12 protein-coding genes and 1 pseudogene are annotated in these 18,664 nt (G+C 39.2%); 4 read left to right on the top strand and 9 right to left on the bottom strand.

What is annotated here, in order from left to right:
- Positions 1-2: 2 nt before the first annotated feature.
- Complete coding sequence (gene fdhF, locus H4683_RS18485) at positions 3-2,939, bottom strand: formate dehydrogenase subunit alpha (protein WP_192600312.1); 2,937 nt, start codon at positions 2,937-2,939, stop codon at positions 3-5.
- Positions 2,940-3,085: 146 nt separating this feature from the next.
- Here fdhF and fdhD point away from each other — a divergent pair, with 146 nt between their 5' ends.
- The 3 genes from fdhD to H4683_RS18470 all read left to right on the top strand — a co-directional run bounded on the left by fdhD (position 3,086) and on the right by H4683_RS18470 (position 5,711).
- The gene (fdhD, locus tag H4683_RS18480; protein ID WP_192600311.1) at positions 3,086-3,883 is read left to right on the top strand and encodes a formate dehydrogenase accessory sulfurtransferase FdhD; all 798 of its coding nucleotides are present in this window, start codon (positions 3,086-3,088) and stop codon (positions 3,881-3,883) included.
- A gap of 153 nt (positions 3,884-4,036) precedes the next feature.
- Positions 4,037-4,621 carry a TetR/AcrR family transcriptional regulator gene (locus tag H4683_RS18475; protein ID WP_192600310.1) on the top strand — a complete coding sequence of 195 codons (585 nt, stop codon included), beginning with the start codon at positions 4,037-4,039 and terminating at the stop codon, positions 4,619-4,621.
- A 1-nt stretch (position 4,622) separates the two neighbouring features.
- A complete protein-coding gene (locus tag H4683_RS18470; RefSeq protein ID WP_192600309.1) occupies positions 4,623-5,711 on the top strand; it encodes a DUF418 domain-containing protein in 1,089 nt (362 codons plus the stop codon).
- A gap of 384 nt (positions 5,712-6,095) precedes the next feature.
- On the opposite strand, the gene H4683_RS18465 is transcribed toward H4683_RS18470, so the two are convergent.
- From H4683_RS18465 to H4683_RS18450, 4 genes are all read right to left on the bottom strand, one after another.
- Complete coding sequence (locus tag H4683_RS18465; protein ID WP_192600308.1) at positions 6,096-9,296, bottom strand: collagenase; 3,201 nt, start codon at positions 9,294-9,296, stop codon at positions 6,096-6,098.
- Positions 9,297-10,110: 814 nt separating this feature from the next.
- Complete coding sequence (locus H4683_RS18460; protein WP_192600307.1) at positions 10,111-11,568, bottom strand: alanine/glycine:cation symporter family protein; 1,458 nt, start codon at positions 11,566-11,568, stop codon at positions 10,111-10,113.
- 529 nt (positions 11,569-12,097) lie between these two features.
- The gene (locus H4683_RS18455) at positions 12,098-13,441 is read right to left on the bottom strand and encodes a sodium-dependent transporter (RefSeq protein WP_192600306.1); all 1,344 of its coding nucleotides are present in this window, start codon (positions 13,439-13,441) and stop codon (positions 12,098-12,100) included.
- Between the two features lie 57 nt (positions 13,442-13,498).
- Positions 13,499-13,795 (bottom strand): hypothetical protein, encoded by a 297-nt coding sequence (locus tag H4683_RS18450; protein ID WP_192600305.1) that lies wholly within the window; start codon positions 13,793-13,795, stop codon positions 13,499-13,501.
- Between the two features lie 272 nt (positions 13,796-14,067).
- On the opposite strand from H4683_RS18450, the gene glnA reads away from it, so the two are divergent.
- Positions 14,068-15,402, top strand: coding sequence for a type I glutamate--ammonia ligase (gene glnA, locus H4683_RS18445; RefSeq protein ID WP_192600304.1), 1,335 nt, complete (start codon positions 14,068-14,070; stop codon positions 15,400-15,402).
- A 105-nt stretch (positions 15,403-15,507) separates the two neighbouring features.
- Here the strand turns inward: glnA and H4683_RS18440 are convergent, their stop codons facing one another.
- From H4683_RS18440 to H4683_RS18425, 4 genes and pseudogenes are all read right to left on the bottom strand, one after another.
- Complete coding sequence (locus tag H4683_RS18440; protein ID WP_192600303.1) at positions 15,508-16,326, bottom strand: sugar nucleotide-binding protein; 819 nt, start codon at positions 16,324-16,326, stop codon at positions 15,508-15,510.
- 225 nt (positions 16,327-16,551) lie between these two features.
- Positions 16,552-17,127: an ATP-dependent Clp endopeptidase proteolytic subunit ClpP gene (gene clpP / locus H4683_RS18435; protein WP_192600302.1), complete on the bottom strand. Its 576-nt coding sequence runs from the start codon at positions 17,125-17,127 to the stop codon at positions 16,552-16,554.
- Between the two features lie 15 nt (positions 17,128-17,142).
- Positions 17,143-17,955 carry an RNA polymerase sigma factor gene (locus H4683_RS18430; RefSeq protein ID WP_192600301.1) on the bottom strand — a complete coding sequence of 271 codons (813 nt, stop codon included), beginning with the start codon at positions 17,953-17,955 and terminating at the stop codon, positions 17,143-17,145.
- Between the two features lie 287 nt (positions 17,956-18,242).
- A pseudogene (locus H4683_RS18425) lies at positions 18,243-18,664 on the bottom strand (hypothetical protein); the annotation flags it as partial.

Here is an 18,664-nt window from a genome sequence, read left to right as displayed (position 1 = left end):
CATCACCTCTCTTTTTCTTGATCAGTCAAATGTATATATCCTGGTCTAGCCCATTTCCGATCTACTTCCACGCCATTTTGTGGATGGCGTTCTTTATTGCGAGGATTCGACTTCGGCAACGGATTTTTCCCGTCTTTTCGAAGTAATTCCATTCGCACCATCGTTTGTTTAAAAGCCGGTGTATTGGTGCGCTGATCGACGGCAGGGCCGGTTAAAAAGTTAATGGCTGATTCTTTATCCACCGAATTCATAGGTAAGAATAGTTCATTGTTTTTCACACGATCTGTTACGAGTGCTGGAAGCTTCAATGCGCCGTATGGAGAAATCAGACGAACGATTGAACCGCTTACTACCCCACGTTCTTTCGCAAGTTCCGGCGATACTTCAACGAAAATTCCTGGCACCTTCTCTTGGATACCTTCTGATTTATTCGTTAAATTCCCTTCATGAAAATGTTCTAGCAGACGACCGTTATTAATATGAAGATCATACTCTTCCGGAAATTTCACCGGTTCCACCCAATCAGATAGGGCAAAACGTGCTTTTTTATCGGGGAAATTAAATCCGTCCACATAGAGAAGTGGTGTACTTGCACCGTCAAAACTACCCCATAAAAAGCTGCCCCAATCCTCCATCACACTGTAATCGGCTTGACCAAACAATGGAGATAGGCTCGCCATTTCCGCAAAAATCTCGCTAGGATGGCTATAGTTCCAATTTGCACCCAGTCGATTGGCAACCTCCTGAACGATCCACCAATCCGCTTTCGACTGACCCATTTCAGGTAATGCCTGATACAAACGCTGCACACGTCTTTCTGTATTCGTAAATGTGCCGTCTTTTTCAAGCGATGGAACGGCGGGTAAAATCACATCCGCATAATGGGCTGTTCTTGAAAAGAAAATATCCTGTACGACGAGAAAGTCCAGTTTCGATAACACATCATGTACATAATTCGCATTTGAATCGACAAGTGCCATATCTTCCCCGATAATATACATCGCCTTCATACTACCGTCATCCACTGCATGGAGCATTTGGATATTATCAAGCCCCGGTTTATCATCAATTGTCACGCCATATGCTTTTTCAAACTTCTGACGAGCCACATCATCTGTAACATGCTGATACCCTGGTAACCAGCCGGGAAGCGTACCCATATCACATGCGCCTTGCACATTATTATGACCGCGAAGTGGATAAGCCCCTGCCCCAGGACGCCGATAATTGCCCGTAGCAAGCAGCAAATTGGATATGGCTGCGGATGTATCTGAACCACCGGTATTTTGGGTGACACCCATTCCCCAAAGAATGCATGTACCATCCGCATCGCGAATCATTTCCGCTGTCCGAATTAGCATGTCTTTTGACACGCCAGTCTCCTTTTCAGCATAATCCAGTGTGTATTTTTCAAGTACTGCAGTAAAATCCTTAAAATAATTCACATTTTCATTGATAAATGTCTCGTCATGCCAGCCCTGATCAACAAGGTATTTCGTCACAGCCATTAGCCATACCTGGTCTGTCCCTTGTTTCGGACTGATAAAGATATCGGAGCGTTCTGCCATTTCATGTTTCCGCAAATCAGCTACAATTAATTTTTGTCCATGTAGCTTATGCGCACGTTTAACTCGAGTAGCAAGAACCGGATGTCCTTCTGCAGGGTTTGCGCCGACAATAATGACAAGCCCTGCCTCCGCTATATCTTTTATCGTTCCGGCGTCTCCACCCATACCGACTGTACGGAACAAGCCATCTGTCGCTGGTGATTGACAATAACGCGAACAGTTATCGACGTTATTTGTTTCGAATACTTGGCGCGCGAGCTTTTGAATGACATAGTTTTCCTCATTGGTAATCTTCGATGAAGAAATAATGCCGACGCCATCTTTACCATATTCTTTTTTAATAGCGCCTAATCTCGAAGCGACGAAGTCAAGCGCCTCTTGCCAAGTCGCTTCGACGAAAGAATCCCCTTTTCTAATGAGCGGCGTTGTAATACGCTCCTCACTGTTGACGAAATCCCACCCGAACTTCCCTTTCACACATGTAGAAATTGCATTTACCGGCGCATCCGAAACAGGCTGGATTTTCAAGATTTCACGGTCTTTTGTCCAGATTTCAAACGAACAGCCGACACCGCAAAATGTACAGACTGTTTTCGTTTTCTTCGTTCTTGTATCCCGCATTGCCGATTCCACATCTGACACCGCCATAATTCCGCTGTATCCTGGCTCCACGTTCTTCACAAGTTCAATCATTGGCGCTAAAATTTCATCTTTCATGCCCGTCATAAATCCAGCTTCACCAAGCATGGATTTTTCCATAAGTGCATTACATGGGCATACAGTAATACAATGGCCGCAACCAACACAGGACGAATCATTGATTTTCGCGCCACCATCCCAAAGCACAATTGGACGATTCGCTTCCCAGTCAATAGACAACGTTTCATTTACTTGTAGATTTTGACAGACTTCCACGCATTGTCCACATGCTATACATTGATTTGGGTCGTAACGATAGAATGGATGCGTAAAATCTACACTTTCCTTCGAGCATTTTGGTTCATAAGGGTACTTTTGATGTTCAATTTCCATCATATCAACAGTATTATGGATTTTACAATTGCCATTGTTATTGTCACATACTGTACAATAAAGTAAATGATTTTCAAGAATCCGATCCATCGCCTCCGTCTGCGCAGTTTTTGCACGCAGTGAAGCAAGTGATATATTCATACCTGAAACAGCCTTTGTTGAACAAGCACGCAACAATCGACCATCTACTTCCACAATGCAAGTGTCACAAGTTTCAATCGGATCTACTTCCGGCAAGTAACAAATTTGCGGATGGGACATATCATGCTGATTGATCACCTCGAGAATTGTCTTACCGTTCTGAAAGTCATAATCTAATCCATTTATTCGAATAGACATAAAAGCGCCTCCCTTTTTTCCAAACAATTGAAATTTAGGATAGTAGTATCTTTGCTATTAGTATAGTTGATATAATAAGAATAAACAATTAACTGACCACATTGTAGAAAACGTTTTCATTACTTTTGCGTAGGGGGAATAAGAGGATGAAACAAACTGAAAAACGGGCCATCCTTCGATTTTCAAATGGTCATTTCAAAACGAAAGACGATAGCGTTGCGGTAGAACACCCAGTAACTATTAAATTGAACGGCGAGGAATTCGTAACAATCGTCTGCACGCCGGAATATATCGAAGACATGGTCGTCGGGTTTTTGGCATCCGAAAGAGTTGTTTTAAAATATAAAGATATAAAAGAAATACGGGTGCAGGAAGAATTGGGCTTTGTCCATGTAACGACAGACAAACTATATCCCTATTATGAACAGCTGCAGAACAAACGCTATATCACATCATGCTGTGGGATGAGCCGACAAGGGTTCGTGTTCGCAAATGACGCACTGACTGCAAAAAAGATGACAGAGAAAAGTGTAGTGCTAACACCAGAGCAATGCTTTTTGTTGATGAAAGAAATGAATCATTCTGCAAACCTATTCCATAATACAGGTGGCGTCCATAATGCTGCGTTATGTGATCCTACTGGCATTACTTTGTTAAGGATGGATATCGGTCGGCATAACGCACTCGATAAAATATACGGCTACTGCTTAAAACATAACATTTCAGTCCGAGATAAAGTAATCGTTTTTAGCGGTCGTATTTCATCAGAGATTTTATTGAAAGTAGCCAAAATCGGTTGTGAAATTGTACTGTCAAAGTCTGCACCGACTGAACTTGCCCTTCAACTTGCGGATGAACTAGGGATTACAACAGTCGGTTTCATAAGAGGTGAAACATTTAACCTCTATACGCATCCGGAAAGGATAATTGGTGCTAGTTATTGAACTTAAAGCATAATACCTAGTTAACAATTATTTAGTATTGACATTTCTAAAAAACTGTTTTATATTCTACCTAACGATAGGTAGAATAATTATTTACTAGCCATTTGTTGAGATAAAAATTCGTGTTAAGTAAAAAAAGGAGGTAAATTAGAAATGAAGAGTAGCGAAAAAACGTTTACAGCTATTGTAGAAACAGCCTACCGTATGTTCTCCGAATACGGAATTGCAAAAACAACATATTCGATGATTGCAGAGGAAGTAGGTATTTCAAAGCCTTCGATTTATTATTATTTCAAATCCAAAGAGGAATTGATCAATTACATATTTGAAGAGGTTTGCAAAGCTATTGAGTTTTCAGCCTTCTTTACTTTGAAAAATTTCACAAAAGACAATTTCAAGGATGAATTAGTAGCCGTCGGTTTTCGAATGATTGAGGAACAAGCGAAGGATAAGCATTTCAATCGTGTTATTCAAGAATATCTCTTACTGGCCTCTCGAAACAAGAAGTACATTCAACGGTTCGAAATGGTACAGCAAGAATTTCTTGTAGGCTTTGAAGACTTGTTGAAGAGAGGCAGCGATTTGGGTGTAACTTCTTCTGTAAATGTACATGCAAAAGCGCATATGCTTGCGATGATTTTAGATAATATCGGAAATTTTATGCTCTTGGATGTCAAAATTGATTATAAACAAGTTTGGATCGAAGCTGTAGCAACCATCATCAGGGATGAGGTGTAGTATGACAACACGATCGAAACGGATTGAAGGATTGGATTTTGCAAGAGCTTGGGCCATGCTTGGCATGCTTATTGTGAACTATAAGATTTTAACAGGAGCGGAGGGCAATGGTCCAACTTGGTTAATACATTTCATGGATTTGTTTGAGGGAAGAGCCTCCGCCTTATTTGTTATTCTCGCAGGAATCGGCATCTCACTTATGACTAGAACAGCACGTGAAGCAAATTCTTTTATTTTACTAAAAGAAACTAGGAAAACCATTTGGAAACGTGCTCTGTTCTTATTTATAGTGGGAATGATTTTATATGTAATCGGTTGGACAGGGGATATTTTGCATTACTATGGATTGTATTTGTTTATTGGCTCACTATTGATTGCAGCAAAAGGAAAAATGTTGTTATGGTTATCCGCAGCAGCATTATTGATTGCACAAACGCTTCAACTCACGAATAACACGCTAGAGGGGTGGGATCCAGGAAAACCCTATATGGAGTATCTTGATTTCTGGACGTTCGAGGGCTTCTTTAGAAATTCGATGTTCAATGGGTACCATCCTGTACTGCCATGGATTTGTTTCTTCTTACTCGGTATGTGGATTGGAAAATTGAACCTGAATGATGGTAAAATTAGAAAGAAAATTCTAGTCATAAGTGCAATGGTTGCGATACTACTAGAGTGCTTATCTGCCTTGATGCTTCGGATTTACACGCCTTCGATAGGGTTGGAATCCGCCTACTTTCTATTTGGCACAGGTCCAATTTTACCAAACATTTTCTATGTACTATCCGCTTCAGGTACAGCACTCGTCATCTTGGTTCTTTGCCTTTATTTCACAAATAAGTATGCAGATTATCTATTTACCGATATGATTATCAAAACCGGACAATTGACACTCACCCACTATGTTAGTCATGTCATCATAGGGATTGAACTACTGGATGTGTTAAATAGAATGGATAATCAAACTTTAGCATTCTCCTTAGGCTTTTCTATAGCGTACTTTACAATTAGTATCCTCTTTTCTGTTCTCTGGAGGAGGAAATATAGTAGAGGTCCAATTGAAATTTTAATGAGAAAAATAGGGCACTAATTATTACTGCAAAGACGTTTTTATCGTTAGTTAGTTGACTTTCCGATTCTCACCTTTTTGAGTTTACGATGGAGGAACTTCTCACTCGCCAATTCGACTGGTCCCTGTCTAAGTCGATATTGAAGTACTAAAAGAACGTACAAAAGTATCATTTATAAAGATATGCCGGTGCACAACGTCAGTATGGTCACTTCATCGTAGCCGTCTTTGGATAGAAGTCAATACTACTCTATAGGGATACCTCCCTATAGAGCATGTCAGTAATGATGATACAATAACAACGATATTTTTATAATCGGTCGCTCACACAATGAAAGTTAATTGTTTCACAAATAAAATAACAGGCTGTCAATAATTACGACAACCTGTTATTTTATTTACCTATTACTGAACTTGAACAGAATAATTTCCGGATTCCCCAGAATACTTATAAATAACTAAATAATACTTTCCAGGGGAATAAGCTTGATAATTACCAACTAATTCGTTGCTAATCTGTTGCGGATAAGCAAGGTAATTAGTTGAATCTTTTTCAGAGTACAGACCCCAACTCATCCCAATATTATTTTCATTCATCACCGTTATTTGTAAATCTCCGGCTTTTGTTACATCAATTTCAAATATATCAGTATAGTCATCGGCATTAAAATTGCCGCGTAAAATTTTGTTTAGTTTTAGTTTGTTTGCTGTTTCAAAAGAATTGTTTGGTTCGGATTCTATATACGCGCCACCCTCGTCAGCTTGAACTGTAACATTTGCAGTAGCTGTTCCAGTTACGCCCTTATCATCCGTCACCGTTAATTTTACAGCATATGTTCCTTTTTCCGTATAGACATGAGATGGATTTTGTTCCATGCTTGTCTGCCCATCACCAAACTCCCATTTATACGAGACAATTTGCCCATCTCCATCAGCTAAGCCTTCACCCGTAAATGAAATTGCTTCATTTACTTTACCTGTTTCAGGTCCATTAATGACCACAACTGGTGTTATATTGACTTCCCCATCTTGAATTACAATATTTTTAGAAGCTGTTCCAGTTGCGCCCTTATCATCCGTCACCGTTAATTTTACAATATACGTTCCTTTTTCCGTATAGATGTGAGATGGATTTTGTTCCATACTTATCTGCCCATCACCAAACGCCCATTTATACGAGACAATTTGACCATCTACATCAGCTGAGCCTTCACTCGTAAATGGAATTGCTTCATTTATTTTCCCTGTTTCAGGTCCATTAATGACCGCAACTGGTGCTTTATTGACGTTGCCATCATCTGTATTCACGCCATGAAAGGCAACGTCATAAACAAATTGACCCGCAGCATTCACACGATAATTAGTGAAGTAACCTGTTACTGTTTTATAGCCAGTCCATTCTTTCTGATCCAAACGGGTTAATATCTCATTTATCTTCACATCCATTGCTGCCCAATCAGCATATTCTCCGAGTGATGCTTTCCCTGTATAGGTTCCTTTTACAGAGAATGTTTTGAAAAATTGTGACCCTCTAGTTGCCACCTGGACATTCTCTAAGTTTGCGGCCGTAGTAATTTCGGCAGCGATTTCAGTGACCGCTTTAGGTGCATGCTGCGCTAAGTAATCAGCAGCTACATGTGGCACTATATAGTTGCTGTGATTATCAATTAGCATTTGCATATAGTTCTGGTACTCTGTATTTAAAGTCGTATCGGCACTAAGCGCAGAACGATATGCGTCGTAGCCTGACACATCATTTGCCCTTATTAAATCATGGACGCGATCATACATGTCGAACTTCTTATTGTACATATAGGATTGTAAAACATAGGAATACTTATAAAAATCGAAATTTCCATATTTCGCGTTAAGTACTTGAGGTACAGTTTGACGGCTTTGTGGGTTAGTAGATAATCCACCGACCATACTTTTTCTCGGTACAATGCTTTCCTTTCGTGTTGAACCTGCAAGAAGCTCAGCATTCCCCTCTTCGAACCAAGTCAATCTTTCATTTGCGTAGATTGGCCCTTGTCCCCATAAACCAGGAACTTCATATCGTCCTTGTAAATAATGTGTAAACTCATGACGGAATAATTCTTCTAAACTATAGACACTTTCTGCTGGTGTTCGTTCATAAGTGAAGAATGTGCCAATTCCTTCAATATACATTCCACCATTATCCGTGTCATATCCGTACAATTGACTATTATATTGATACTCTGCAGGACTATTATAGATAACCATCGTTAATACATCATCTACATTTCCACTTTCAAGCGGTGTATCCCTTCCGACCATTCGGAAAAATTGAGCTTCTACTTCTTTTGCTGCCCAGTACAGCTGTTTAACTTTTTTCTCAGTTACTTTATCACCTGTTTTAATGACGAAGGCTCCATCATCAAATGTATACGTATTTGGTAAAAACTTCGCTTTTCCATCTTTAATGATCTGAACATAATTGATATGTCGACCATTCGCATCGACTCCACCATGATAATAACTAATTTGTTCCGCAGCAACAATATATTGTTGACTTAAATACGGGTACATACTCATGACATCAGTCATAACTTCGAGTCCTAATGTAGGGGAACTATGAAATTTCCCAACCCTACTCGTGTAGAAAATCCCATTATTAATAAGCCAAGCGTTATCCTCGGTTACTGTTCCTAAAAATGCATAACGTTTTACTTGATTTATAAATTCATCTATTTTTCCATACCACATCGTTTGCTCAGGTTTTTTCCTATTGTCATACAAATAATTGTCAAGGTCATAGTCAATTCCTCGCAATAGGGCATATACAGCATTGCCTTTTGAATTTTCAACAATATAATTACTTATATTATTATAATATTCTTTTAGTATTGGAGTTGCCAATTTCACAGTTTCAACGTCACTTGCAGTATTTCCGATTAAAGCTCCGTATGCTGCAATAACTATGTCTTGTTCAATCGTCCCAAGTTTGAAATTCGGATTTTTACCAATTGCTTTTAAAGCAGGAAGTGCCTTTTCATGGTAAGCCCGTGTATTTAAATCGTTCAATTCTTGATTGTAAAACGCTAAATAAAAGCCTGACCGTATTACTTCCACTAGCGTTTCAATACCTTTTGAATCGTTTTTGGTGAAAGTCCTACCTTTGTCTTCTAGCGCATCTATCATCGCTTGTACGCGACTTTCATTTCGGTAGAAGGCAAGACTATCATTATTGAATTCGAATAAATCTGTCACTTGATCCCACTGAATTGTAGATAGAAGATCCACTAATTGATAATTGCTTAAACGGTTTAAATCCGCCATTGTGTATTCTTGCAATTCAGCCTGCATCATGGATCTAGCTTGCGGTTTTACTTCGACAAATGTAGGTGGTTGCACCGATCTGTCAGTCATCCCAATTCTCATTTCAAATGATTCCATTTCGTCAATATGAGACGAATGAGCTAACTCTTGAGATGGTGACTGATGCATACCAGCGGGTTCCATTTTCACCTCGCCTTTAAATGATTGTTCTGCATTTACATTTGCGGAGGTTTGTAATTGAAAACTCCCTAGGGTAATTGCGCAAATACTGATAATTTTAAATGTCTGTTTAGTAAATTTCCACATACTATTCTTCACCTTCCTCTTTGTATTGGCTAACAACTTCATCGAACCTGCATTTATTCACTTTATGAACAATTCCACAAAAAATTTTAAAAAACTGTAGAAAATAAAGTATTCGATTAAAAAAAATCAAAGTCCATCTTTCATTAATTCGGCTCGAGAATAGGACAACTTATAACCTACTTTCTTTGCTAAACCTCCTTTCTCCAGTCTTTCCATTCATAAATATGGTTACTGGACTTAGACAGGATGTGCTAACATCTTATTGGACACAGGACTATGAGCGCCATTAGCCCTACTTATATACCGAGAAAATTTGCTACCATGGATATGCTTGTAGACCCAGCATGCAAAAATCACTCTATTTCCAACAAAGATATTTTTAAACATCCTCCCTCTATGAATTCAAGTTGCAATAGTCATGCCAATATTCTAAATAGGCGTCTAATGTCGAAAAACCGAATTATTTGAGTGATAATTCATTCACTTCTTAATTAAATGTATAAATATTTAAGATAAAATGGATTAAACTGTATAAATCTTTTTAATAAAGATATAATTTTTTACACTTTGTCAAATATTCTTATAATTTGTTCCAAAAACGCACTTTTCCCACTATCCTATTTCTTTCTAAAATCTAGAAATGACATTTTTTTATCAGTGTCCATTATTCTATCGCTTCCTTAAAAAAGTCGTATATATCGATATCTTTTATTATTACAAAAAAACCGATCCATCATTAGGGATCGGTTTTTTGTTCCATTATAAATCTATTGATACAAATTTCCTTAGTGATTAATTCCCGATAACCTACATTTTATGAACTACGATCGTTAGGCTCTGCTTTATAAGCATTCTCCCAGAAGTCTGCATTCTTAATGCCGATTTTCTTCGGATCAAATACTGGATCCAAGCCTTGCTTCTTTTGATTCTCATAATCTTTCAAAGCCAACAGTGCGGGTTTCGCCAAAATAAGAATTGCGATGACATTCAACCATACCATAATGCCCAAGCCTGCATCACCCAATGCCCAGGCCAATTCCGCCGGTCTAATGGTACCCAAGAAAGTTGTTATCAATAGAACCACCTTCAATATAAGCATAACCATTTTGCTGTTCCTTTTTCGGAAAAGATAGGCGATATTTGTTTCTGCAATATAGTAATAAGCCATGATTGTTGTAAACGCGAAGAAAAAGAGTGCAATGGCAACAAATCCAGCTCCGAAGCCTGGTAGCACACTATCGACAGCAGCCTGTGTATATCCAGGGCCCTGCTCTATGGCTGGAACATTATTCACGATAAAAGACCCGTCTTCAGCTTGTGTGTTGTACATACCCGTAAATAAAATCATAAATGCAGTTGCCGAACACACGAATAATGTATCGATATAGACGGAAAATGCCTGAACGAGACCTTGTTTTGCAGGATGGGATACTTCAGCAGCCGCTGCTGCGTGTGGCCCTGTGCCTTGTCCAGCTTCGTTCGAGAACACGCCACGTTTTACCCCCCACATAATTGCCATACCAATTATCCCACCAAAAGCAGAATCCATAGCAAATGCACTTCTGAAAATTAAACCAATTACATCAGGTAACTGAGTAACATTCATAGCAATAATAATACTAGCAACCAACATATAACCCAATGCCATAAACGGTACGATGACTTGTGCAGCATTCGCAATCCGTTTAACACCACCTAAAATAATGAAGCCCAGTATTGCAATGATTACCACACCCGTAATCCATTGAGGAATATCAAATGCATTATTAACACCTACGGCAATCGAATTCGATTGAACACCTGGCATGAGTATGGCCATTGCAATCAAAGCTGCAACCGCAAAAGTAATGCCATACCATTTCCAACCGATTCCCTTTTCAATATAATAGGCTGGTCCCCCACGATATTGCCCATCTTGCTTTACTTTGTAAATTTGGGCCAACGTCGATTCAACGTAAGCACTCGAAGCACCGATGAAAGCAATCGCCCACATCCAGAATATAGCGCCCGGTCCTCCATAAAAGATTGCTGTCGCTACACCGGCAATATTACCGGTTCCAACACGTCCTGAAAGCGCAATTGACAACGCCTGGAACGATGAAATCCCCGCGTCTGAGCTTTTCCCGCTGAACATTAACCTTATCATCTCTTTAATATGCCGTACTTGCAAAAAACGAGTCATGATGGAAAAGAAAAGTCCTACACCGAGTAAAATATAGATAACTGGGGTACTCCACAACACATTATTAAGACCATCTACGAAACCTGCCAATCTATTCCCTCCTTATCCTCAATTTTGGAAATCGTTTCATATTAAATTATACAGCCTAATTAGACAATGTTGAATTATATGATTACTGAATTTACTCTAGAATTCGTTTAGAAAATATAAAAATACCTACACAGTGAACAATCATGAACGTTCAAGCATTCATGATTATTCGCTACGCAGGTACTTCTTTTCAAGTCAAGAAGGGTTCAGAACCATATTTGACTTAGGGGAATATTGTCACTAATTTTGAACTATGATCATGTATATATTCTAGCAATAATGGATATACTACTAATTACAGAGACGCGGCACTTCTCTGTCCCGCGTAGGGGGCACCTTCGACCGAAAGTGAAAAACAATACGACGCCTAATCCGACTAGGGATTGCCTAGTAGTGCCGCAATACATAGTGAGCGTATAAGATGGCTATAAAATAAAAAACGGACCTACCATTTTTCAGCAAATATGTTATTTAAGTTGAGTGACTAACTTTACTTGAGATACGTGTGATTATAAACCCTGCACTCTTCCTAAATAAATCCTAACATATTCATGAAAACAACGACAATTGTAATCGGTACAACCCATTTCATTAGGAAATGCCACACTGAAAACAAAGTGGGCGAAACTGTACTGCTTAGGTTGAACTCTTCTTTTACTAACACTTGATCCATTTTATGAACAATGAAGAGGGCTATCAATAAACTCCCAAACGGAAGCAACAAGTTACTCACAAGATAATCTGTCCCGTCAAATACATTTTTCCCTAAAATCGTAAATGATCCAAGGCTACTTGAAGACAAAGCTGCTGGTATCGCTGCACTGAACACTATCAAACCTGTCAACCAAGTGACAGATTTCCTTGATCTTTTCCCACTCGCCGTGACGGCTGCGACAATGATTTCATATAAGCTGAATGACGACGTCAACGTTGCAAACAAGAACAACAGCAAGAATAAGCATAAGAATAATTCCCCGAATGGCAACTGCGAAAAAGCGGAAGGCAACACCATGAATAATAATCCAGGCCCTCCTTCTGGCTCATAACCAAATGCAAAGACAACCGGAAATATTGCGAGACCTGCCAATAATGATACAAAAATGTTCATGCCGACAACAGAACCAGCGGCAGACGTCAAACTCACATCTTTTTTCAAATAGGAACTATAGGTCACCATGCAAGAGAACCCGACAGCAAGCGAGAAAAATGCTTGTCCCAATGCATATAACAATGATGCACCCGTCACATTCGAGAAGTCTGGATATAGGAAAAATTTAACACCTTCCATTGCCCCCTCAAGCGTCAAAGCACGGACGACAAGAATGATAAAGAATACAAATAACAATGGCATCATAATTTTATTTGCTTTTTCGATTCCTTTTTGAACACCCGAAGAAATAACAAGCACATTCGCAATCGTAAATATCAGCAACCCTAACAAAGTAATCCATGGTGATCCAGTGACCGATTCGAATAATGCTGGATAATCGCCTCCGTCACCAATAACTTTCCCTTGAATCGATAAGCCACTATAAATAAGAACCCAACCACCAACTACACTATAAAAAGACAACAACAGGAAGCAACCGACTACGCCTAATCTCCCTATCCAAACCCATAGACTCTTCGGAGCAAGCTTTTTATAAGCGCTGATTGCTTCTTTCCCCGCTCCTCTTCCTATGATAAATTCTGAAATGAGCATCGGCAGCCCAATTAGTAACGTAAATGCAACAAAGATAAGAAAAAATGCGCCCCCACCACTCATCCCTGTGACATATGGAAATTTCCAAATTGCGCCTAAGCCAATAGCCGCCCCTGCCGAGGACAGAATGAACCCCAATTTCGATGACCACTGATCTTTTCTTTCATTCATACTGATCCCCCCTAATTATTCAGTGTCACAAAATACAAGATAACTTTCGGTATCTTTTTAATTTGTCCCCGAAATATATTCCTTTAATCTGCCTTCGTTTACAGCCTTCTCCATAATGACAATCTTACCAGGATCCAAATGAATGAGACAAACAATTTCACCATGCTGATCAGTTCCTACGACTGCCTCGCCGTCTTCAGAGCCTGCCCAACAACGTTCCACTTTTTCACAGAACTCTCCCATAATGAGTGTCGCCTCCACAGCACATCTTTCCCTTGTTTCAAGAAACTTCTTTGCTTGGGATTTTGGAATCCAATAGTTATCCACCAACACCATACCTTTTGACCTTTTCATACATAACTCCTTTCTTCTAGTCAATTATATTACTACTATACCTCTTACATTGAAGCAAAAGCGACACAATTTCTAGTACATATTGAGATATTTTTAAATTATAGTGTTTTATTGGGTTTGCGGGTTTGCAGGTTAAATTGGAACATTTTTTATTTTTACATTTAATTCAATAAAATAAAAGAAAATCCTTGCTAAAAGACATCACTTTGCTTTAGTATATAAAAATAGTAAAGCAAAACTTGCAATAAAAAATCATTAAGGAGAGTGGTATGATGAGGAACTATACAAAAGAGGATATTCGAAAATTCGTAAAAGAGGAATCTGTGAATTTTATCCGCCTTCAGTTCACTGATATTTTAGGTATGATTAAAAATGTGGAGATTCCCATCAGCCAGCTCGACAAAGCACTAGATAATAAGATGATGTTCGATGGTTCTTCAATCGAAGGATTTGTCCGCATTGAAGAATCGGATATGTATCTCATTCCGGATCTCAATACATGGATGGTATTTCCGTGGCCGTCGGGAAAAGGTCGTGTCGCACGGCTTATCTGTGATGTTTCGCTTTCCGACGGTTCACCATTTGCAGGTGATCCCCGTGGCAATTTGAAACGGGTATTAAAGGAAATGAAAGAGCTAGGGTTCACGGATTTCAATCTCGGGCCAGAACCGGAATTTTTCTTATTCAAACTCGATGACAACATGCAACCGACAATGGAACTGAATGATAACGGTGGCTATTTCGACCTTGCACCGATGGACCTTGGAGAAAATTGTCGACGCGATATCGTCTTGGAATTAGAAGAGATGGGCTTTGAAATTGAAGCCTCTCACCATGAGGTAGCACCGGGACAACATGAAATCGACTTCAAATATGCAAATGTACTCACAGCTTGTGACAATATCCAAACCTTCAAACTTGTCGTCAAGACGATTGCACGAAAGCACGGCCTGCACGCGACATTTATGCCGAAGCCACTTTTTGGCGTCAACGGTTCAGGCATGCATTGTAACGTTTCCCTATTCAAAGACGGCAAAAACACCTTTTTCGATGAAGAAGGTGAGCTGAAACTAAGCAAAATCGCTTATCAATTTATGGCAGGTGTCCTTGCCCATGTACGGGGCTTTACAGCCATAACAAATCCAACCGTCAATTCCTACAAACGGCTCCTTCCCGGCTACGAAGCGCCATGCTATATCGCCTGGTCCGCACAAAATCGTAGCCCACTCGTACGGATTCCTGCATCACGTGGCATAAGCACCCGAATCGAAGTCCGTTCCGTCGACTCGGCAGCTAATCCTTATCTTGCACTGGCAGCTATACTAAAAGCAGGCTTGGATGGCATCAAACGTGAACTAGAACCGCCGAAATCTATCGATCGCAATATTTACGAAATGAAACCGTCCGAGCTAGCAGACCTCGGAATCGGCACATTACCAACTGATCTCGACCATGCGCTCATCGCTCTTAGTGAAGATGACGTGATCAAAGATGCGCTCGGCAAACATATTTTTGCGAACTTCATGGAAGCGAAACAATCGGAGTGGGAAAGTTTCCGTATTAATGTACATCCTTGGGAACTTGAACGTTATATGAAGATGTATTGATCACATAAAAAGGAGCCAATTTCTGAATAATTTCAGAAATTGGCTCCTTTTATTTTTTCGTTATGTTGCCACTTCATCTCGAAGATTCAATGCTTTACCGAACTTCTATCCTATCAGATAAGATATTATGTCTTCATTCGTACTTTGCAGAGAAGTTGGAATATCATCACGATTTGACTTCAATGTAAAATAACAAGTGTCGGCTTTATCCTGATACATTTGGTATCGTAATAAGCTCTTGTTACTCGTGAGTTTACTTATAATCTGTTCAAAAAATCGTCCCTGAGCCATCATATCCACTGAACCTAAGTGAAATATTCCTTTTAATTCTTTTTCGATAATAAACCGTAGTTGTTTTGCTAACTGAACATCCAAAAGATTATTACATACAAGATTGCTATAAACAGCAATTTCTTTATGATTTTTTATACTTTCCTTAATCTCGTTCACTCTTGGAGAATTCATGCCCCATATCGCTGGAATTCGTATAATCATCACTCGCTCATCTAAAATTTCTTTTAGCATATTTTCACATTCAATTTTGAATTTCCCATAATCCGATTTAGAAATAGGAATATCCATTTCCGTATGGGGTTTTGAACAATCCCCATCAAATACATTTGTGGTAGAAAAGTAATATACACGTCTATTATTATTTCTAAATTCCATAGCCAATTCTTTATGAAACTTGAGCTGTTGAACAAACTCTCCCCTTAGACAAGAAATCACAATGTCTGGCTTAATTGAACGAATAATGTCTTTCAATTTTTCAATTTGCTGTAGTTCCAATTGAAACTGTTTACCAGTAGGGAGACTTGTAAAGGTTGAAAAGTATGTTCCATAGAGTTCATATTCATCTTTAAATTCAGCAATTAAAGCCTTTCCTACCAGCCCACTTGCACCAAGAATAAGTACTTTTTTCATCACCATTCCCCCATCTGAGTTTTTCATACAAACCAATTTTCAACAAAATTAGGCAATAAGTTTCCCAGCTTGTATCGAGGTATTTATTTCCCGAACAGGACTTAGGAAACTTCAATAGCAAGAGATGAGGAAAACCACCTACCATTGAAGTTTCACTTTACTACAGTCATTGGACAATACGCTCCAAAAAAATGCTCCTGTATAATAACTAGTCCTACATAATACCTAAATAATTTTATCGATAATCCCATAATCTATCGCTTCTTTTGCCGTCATAAAATAATCGCGATCCGTGTCTTTCTCCACTCTTTCGAAAGATTGGCCGGTACGCTCAGAAAGAAGTTCATTAAGATGTTTTCGCAATCTGATAATACGACGTGCACTAATTTCAAGATCACTTGCCTGACCCTTTACTCCGCCAAGCGGTTGATGAATCATTATCTCACTATTTGGCAAAGCAAGGCGTTTCCCCTTCGCACCGGCAACAAGCAGTACAGCAGCGAAAGAAGCCGCCATTCCAGTGCAAATTGTTTGCACATCCGGTTTAATAAACTGCATAGTATCATAGATAGCAAACCCTGCGGACGTTGAACCACCTGGGCTGTTAATGTATAAAGAAATATCCTTTTCAGCGTCTTCCGACTCCAGAAAAAGCAATTGTGCGACAATGCTATTTGCCACCTCATCATTAATCTCTGTACCAAGAAAAATAACCCGATCCTTCAATAATCGCGAATAAATATCATACGAACGTTCTCCAAGGTTCGTTTGTTCTACTACATATGGAAGCACACTAGACATTTGATAATCTCCTTTCTATGCCACTATTGGAATTTCCCTCTTAAGCTCCTCCAATCGTGATAACAATGCAGCCAGTTCTATCTGATAAAACGGAATGCACAAAGCACTCCCGTTTTTCATTGAGATCGTAAACAGGACATAGGTACTGCCACCAGCGAAGAACTGAATCCCAGAATTCAGCTTGAAGTACTTTTGAGAACTTGAGGTAGCCATTTGCGGTTCAATCATTTCATTTTGATATAGACGGACAATGGCAACAGAATCTCCATTCCGTAATGCGGTTACATAGGTCAACGTCTCCTCTTCTTCCGAATAGAAAACATGGCTATCATAATTGATTTGTTTCAATTTTCTTCGGGCACGATGAAGCGTTGCCTTAACAGCACCTTCACTTGTATCAATCATGCGAGCAATTTCTTTTGCTGAGTAACCAAACGCTTCAACAAACAACACGATTGCCCGCTGCTTCGGCGTTAATTCAGTCAATATAACTTCTATCGCCTTGATTGTTGCATCCGACACGGCATTCTCTACCTGTTTGAATCCTGAAAAATCCGGATTCATTTCCTCATCTAGTTTGCGTTTACGATAGGCATCAATCCATGTATTAGAAGCAATGCGGAACAAATAAGCTTTGGCAATTGGTTTCTGCTTTTTCAGCCAACTTCTATACGCCTTCGCCAGTGTCTCCTGCATCAAATCATCTCCGTCCCACGAAGACTTTGTCAGCGACGTGCAATAATTTCGTAACTCACGCATATAAGGCTGGATAACATCTTCGAATTCTTCATTCATTCCAATGGGAGTGCTTTTAACAAGCGGCCGCATGTTTTTCCTCCTCTAATTTCACCCTTCATGTATATAAACGTAAAAATGAACGGTATAGATACGGGTAGTTGAAAATAGTTCATTTTAAGTATTCGTTAGATCATCCATATTATATTCTTCTATGGCTTCTTGAACTACTTTGGACATTAAACGGAAAAAATAGGGCCGTTAATCATATATGAAGATATATGGTTAGTAGAAAGGAGCCCAGTTCTAAGTTAACTCAGAACTGGGCTCCTTTCATTTTTCAGCTTGACATACATACGCCATAGAAATACTTTTCGCATTCAGCTCATTTTTATCCCAATCACCATATACTTGTAAAATATTAACCCATTATCTTTAAGCATTTTTTCCATTTCGAGTGGAAATGAATAGCGTAGGGAAATGCCATCTTGTTCTTTAGCAATTAAGGTTTCTCTTTGATAAATTTGCCGATCAGTATGACAGTATAAGATTTGTGTCATCGAATCGTATTCATCACGATGAAATTCAACAATATCATTTCCATCTTTATCAATATAATTTTGCTCATACTCATCAACAGCTGCCAACTCATGTAATAAAGGGTTTCGTGTATCAAAAATAAAAAGTCCATCCTCTACTAGATGCTGTTGGCTCTTACGCTCATTTGGGGAATGCTTCAACTTAACACTTTTCGGGTATAGGAATACTAAAACGGAAAGGTTGTTGAATGAGATGAAAATCT

This window comes from Sporosarcina limicola (assembly GCF_014873855.1).
Taxonomy (GTDB): domain Bacteria; phylum Bacillota; class Bacilli; order Bacillales_A; family Planococcaceae; genus Sporosarcina; species Sporosarcina limicola.
The sequence above is the reverse complement of the archived record's forward strand: the minus strand, read 5'-3'. Positions and strand labels throughout refer to the sequence as shown.

What these genes read in the sequence shown, in the direction of transcription:
- fdhF (WP_192600312.1), bottom strand. Translation starts at nt 2,939, where the DNA reads ATGTCTATTCGAATAAATGGATTAGATTATGACTTTCAGAACGGTAAG.
- fdhD (WP_192600311.1), top strand. Translation starts at nt 3,086, where the DNA reads ATGAAACAAACTGAAAAACGGGCCATCCTTCGATTTTCAAATGGTCAT.
- H4683_RS18475 (WP_192600310.1), top strand. Translation starts at nt 4,037, where the DNA reads ATGAAGAGTAGCGAAAAAACGTTTACAGCTATTGTAGAAACAGCCTAC.
- H4683_RS18470 (WP_192600309.1), top strand. Translation starts at nt 4,623, where the DNA reads ATGACAACACGATCGAAACGGATTGAAGGATTGGATTTTGCAAGAGCT.
- H4683_RS18465 (WP_192600308.1), bottom strand. Translation starts at nt 9,296, where the DNA reads ATGTGGAAATTTACTAAACAGACATTTAAAATTATCAGTATTTGCGCA.
- H4683_RS18455 (WP_192600306.1), bottom strand. Translation starts at nt 13,441, where the DNA reads ATGAATGAAAGAAAAGATCAGTGGTCATCGAAATTGGGGTTCATTCTG.
- H4683_RS18450 (WP_192600305.1), bottom strand. Translation starts at nt 13,795, where the DNA reads ATGAAAAGGTCAAAAGGTATGGTGTTGGTGGATAACTATTGGATTCCA.
- glnA (WP_192600304.1), top strand. Translation starts at nt 14,068, where the DNA reads ATGAGGAACTATACAAAAGAGGATATTCGAAAATTCGTAAAAGAGGAA.
- H4683_RS18440 (WP_192600303.1), bottom strand. Translation starts at nt 16,326, where the DNA reads ATGAAAAAAGTACTTATTCTTGGTGCAAGTGGGCTGGTAGGAAAGGCT.
- clpP (WP_192600302.1), bottom strand. Translation starts at nt 17,127, where the DNA reads ATGTCTAGTGTGCTTCCATATGTAGTAGAACAAACGAACCTTGGAGAA.
- H4683_RS18430 (WP_192600301.1), bottom strand. Translation starts at nt 17,955, where the DNA reads ATGCGGCCGCTTGTTAAAAGCACTCCCATTGGAATGAATGAAGAATTC.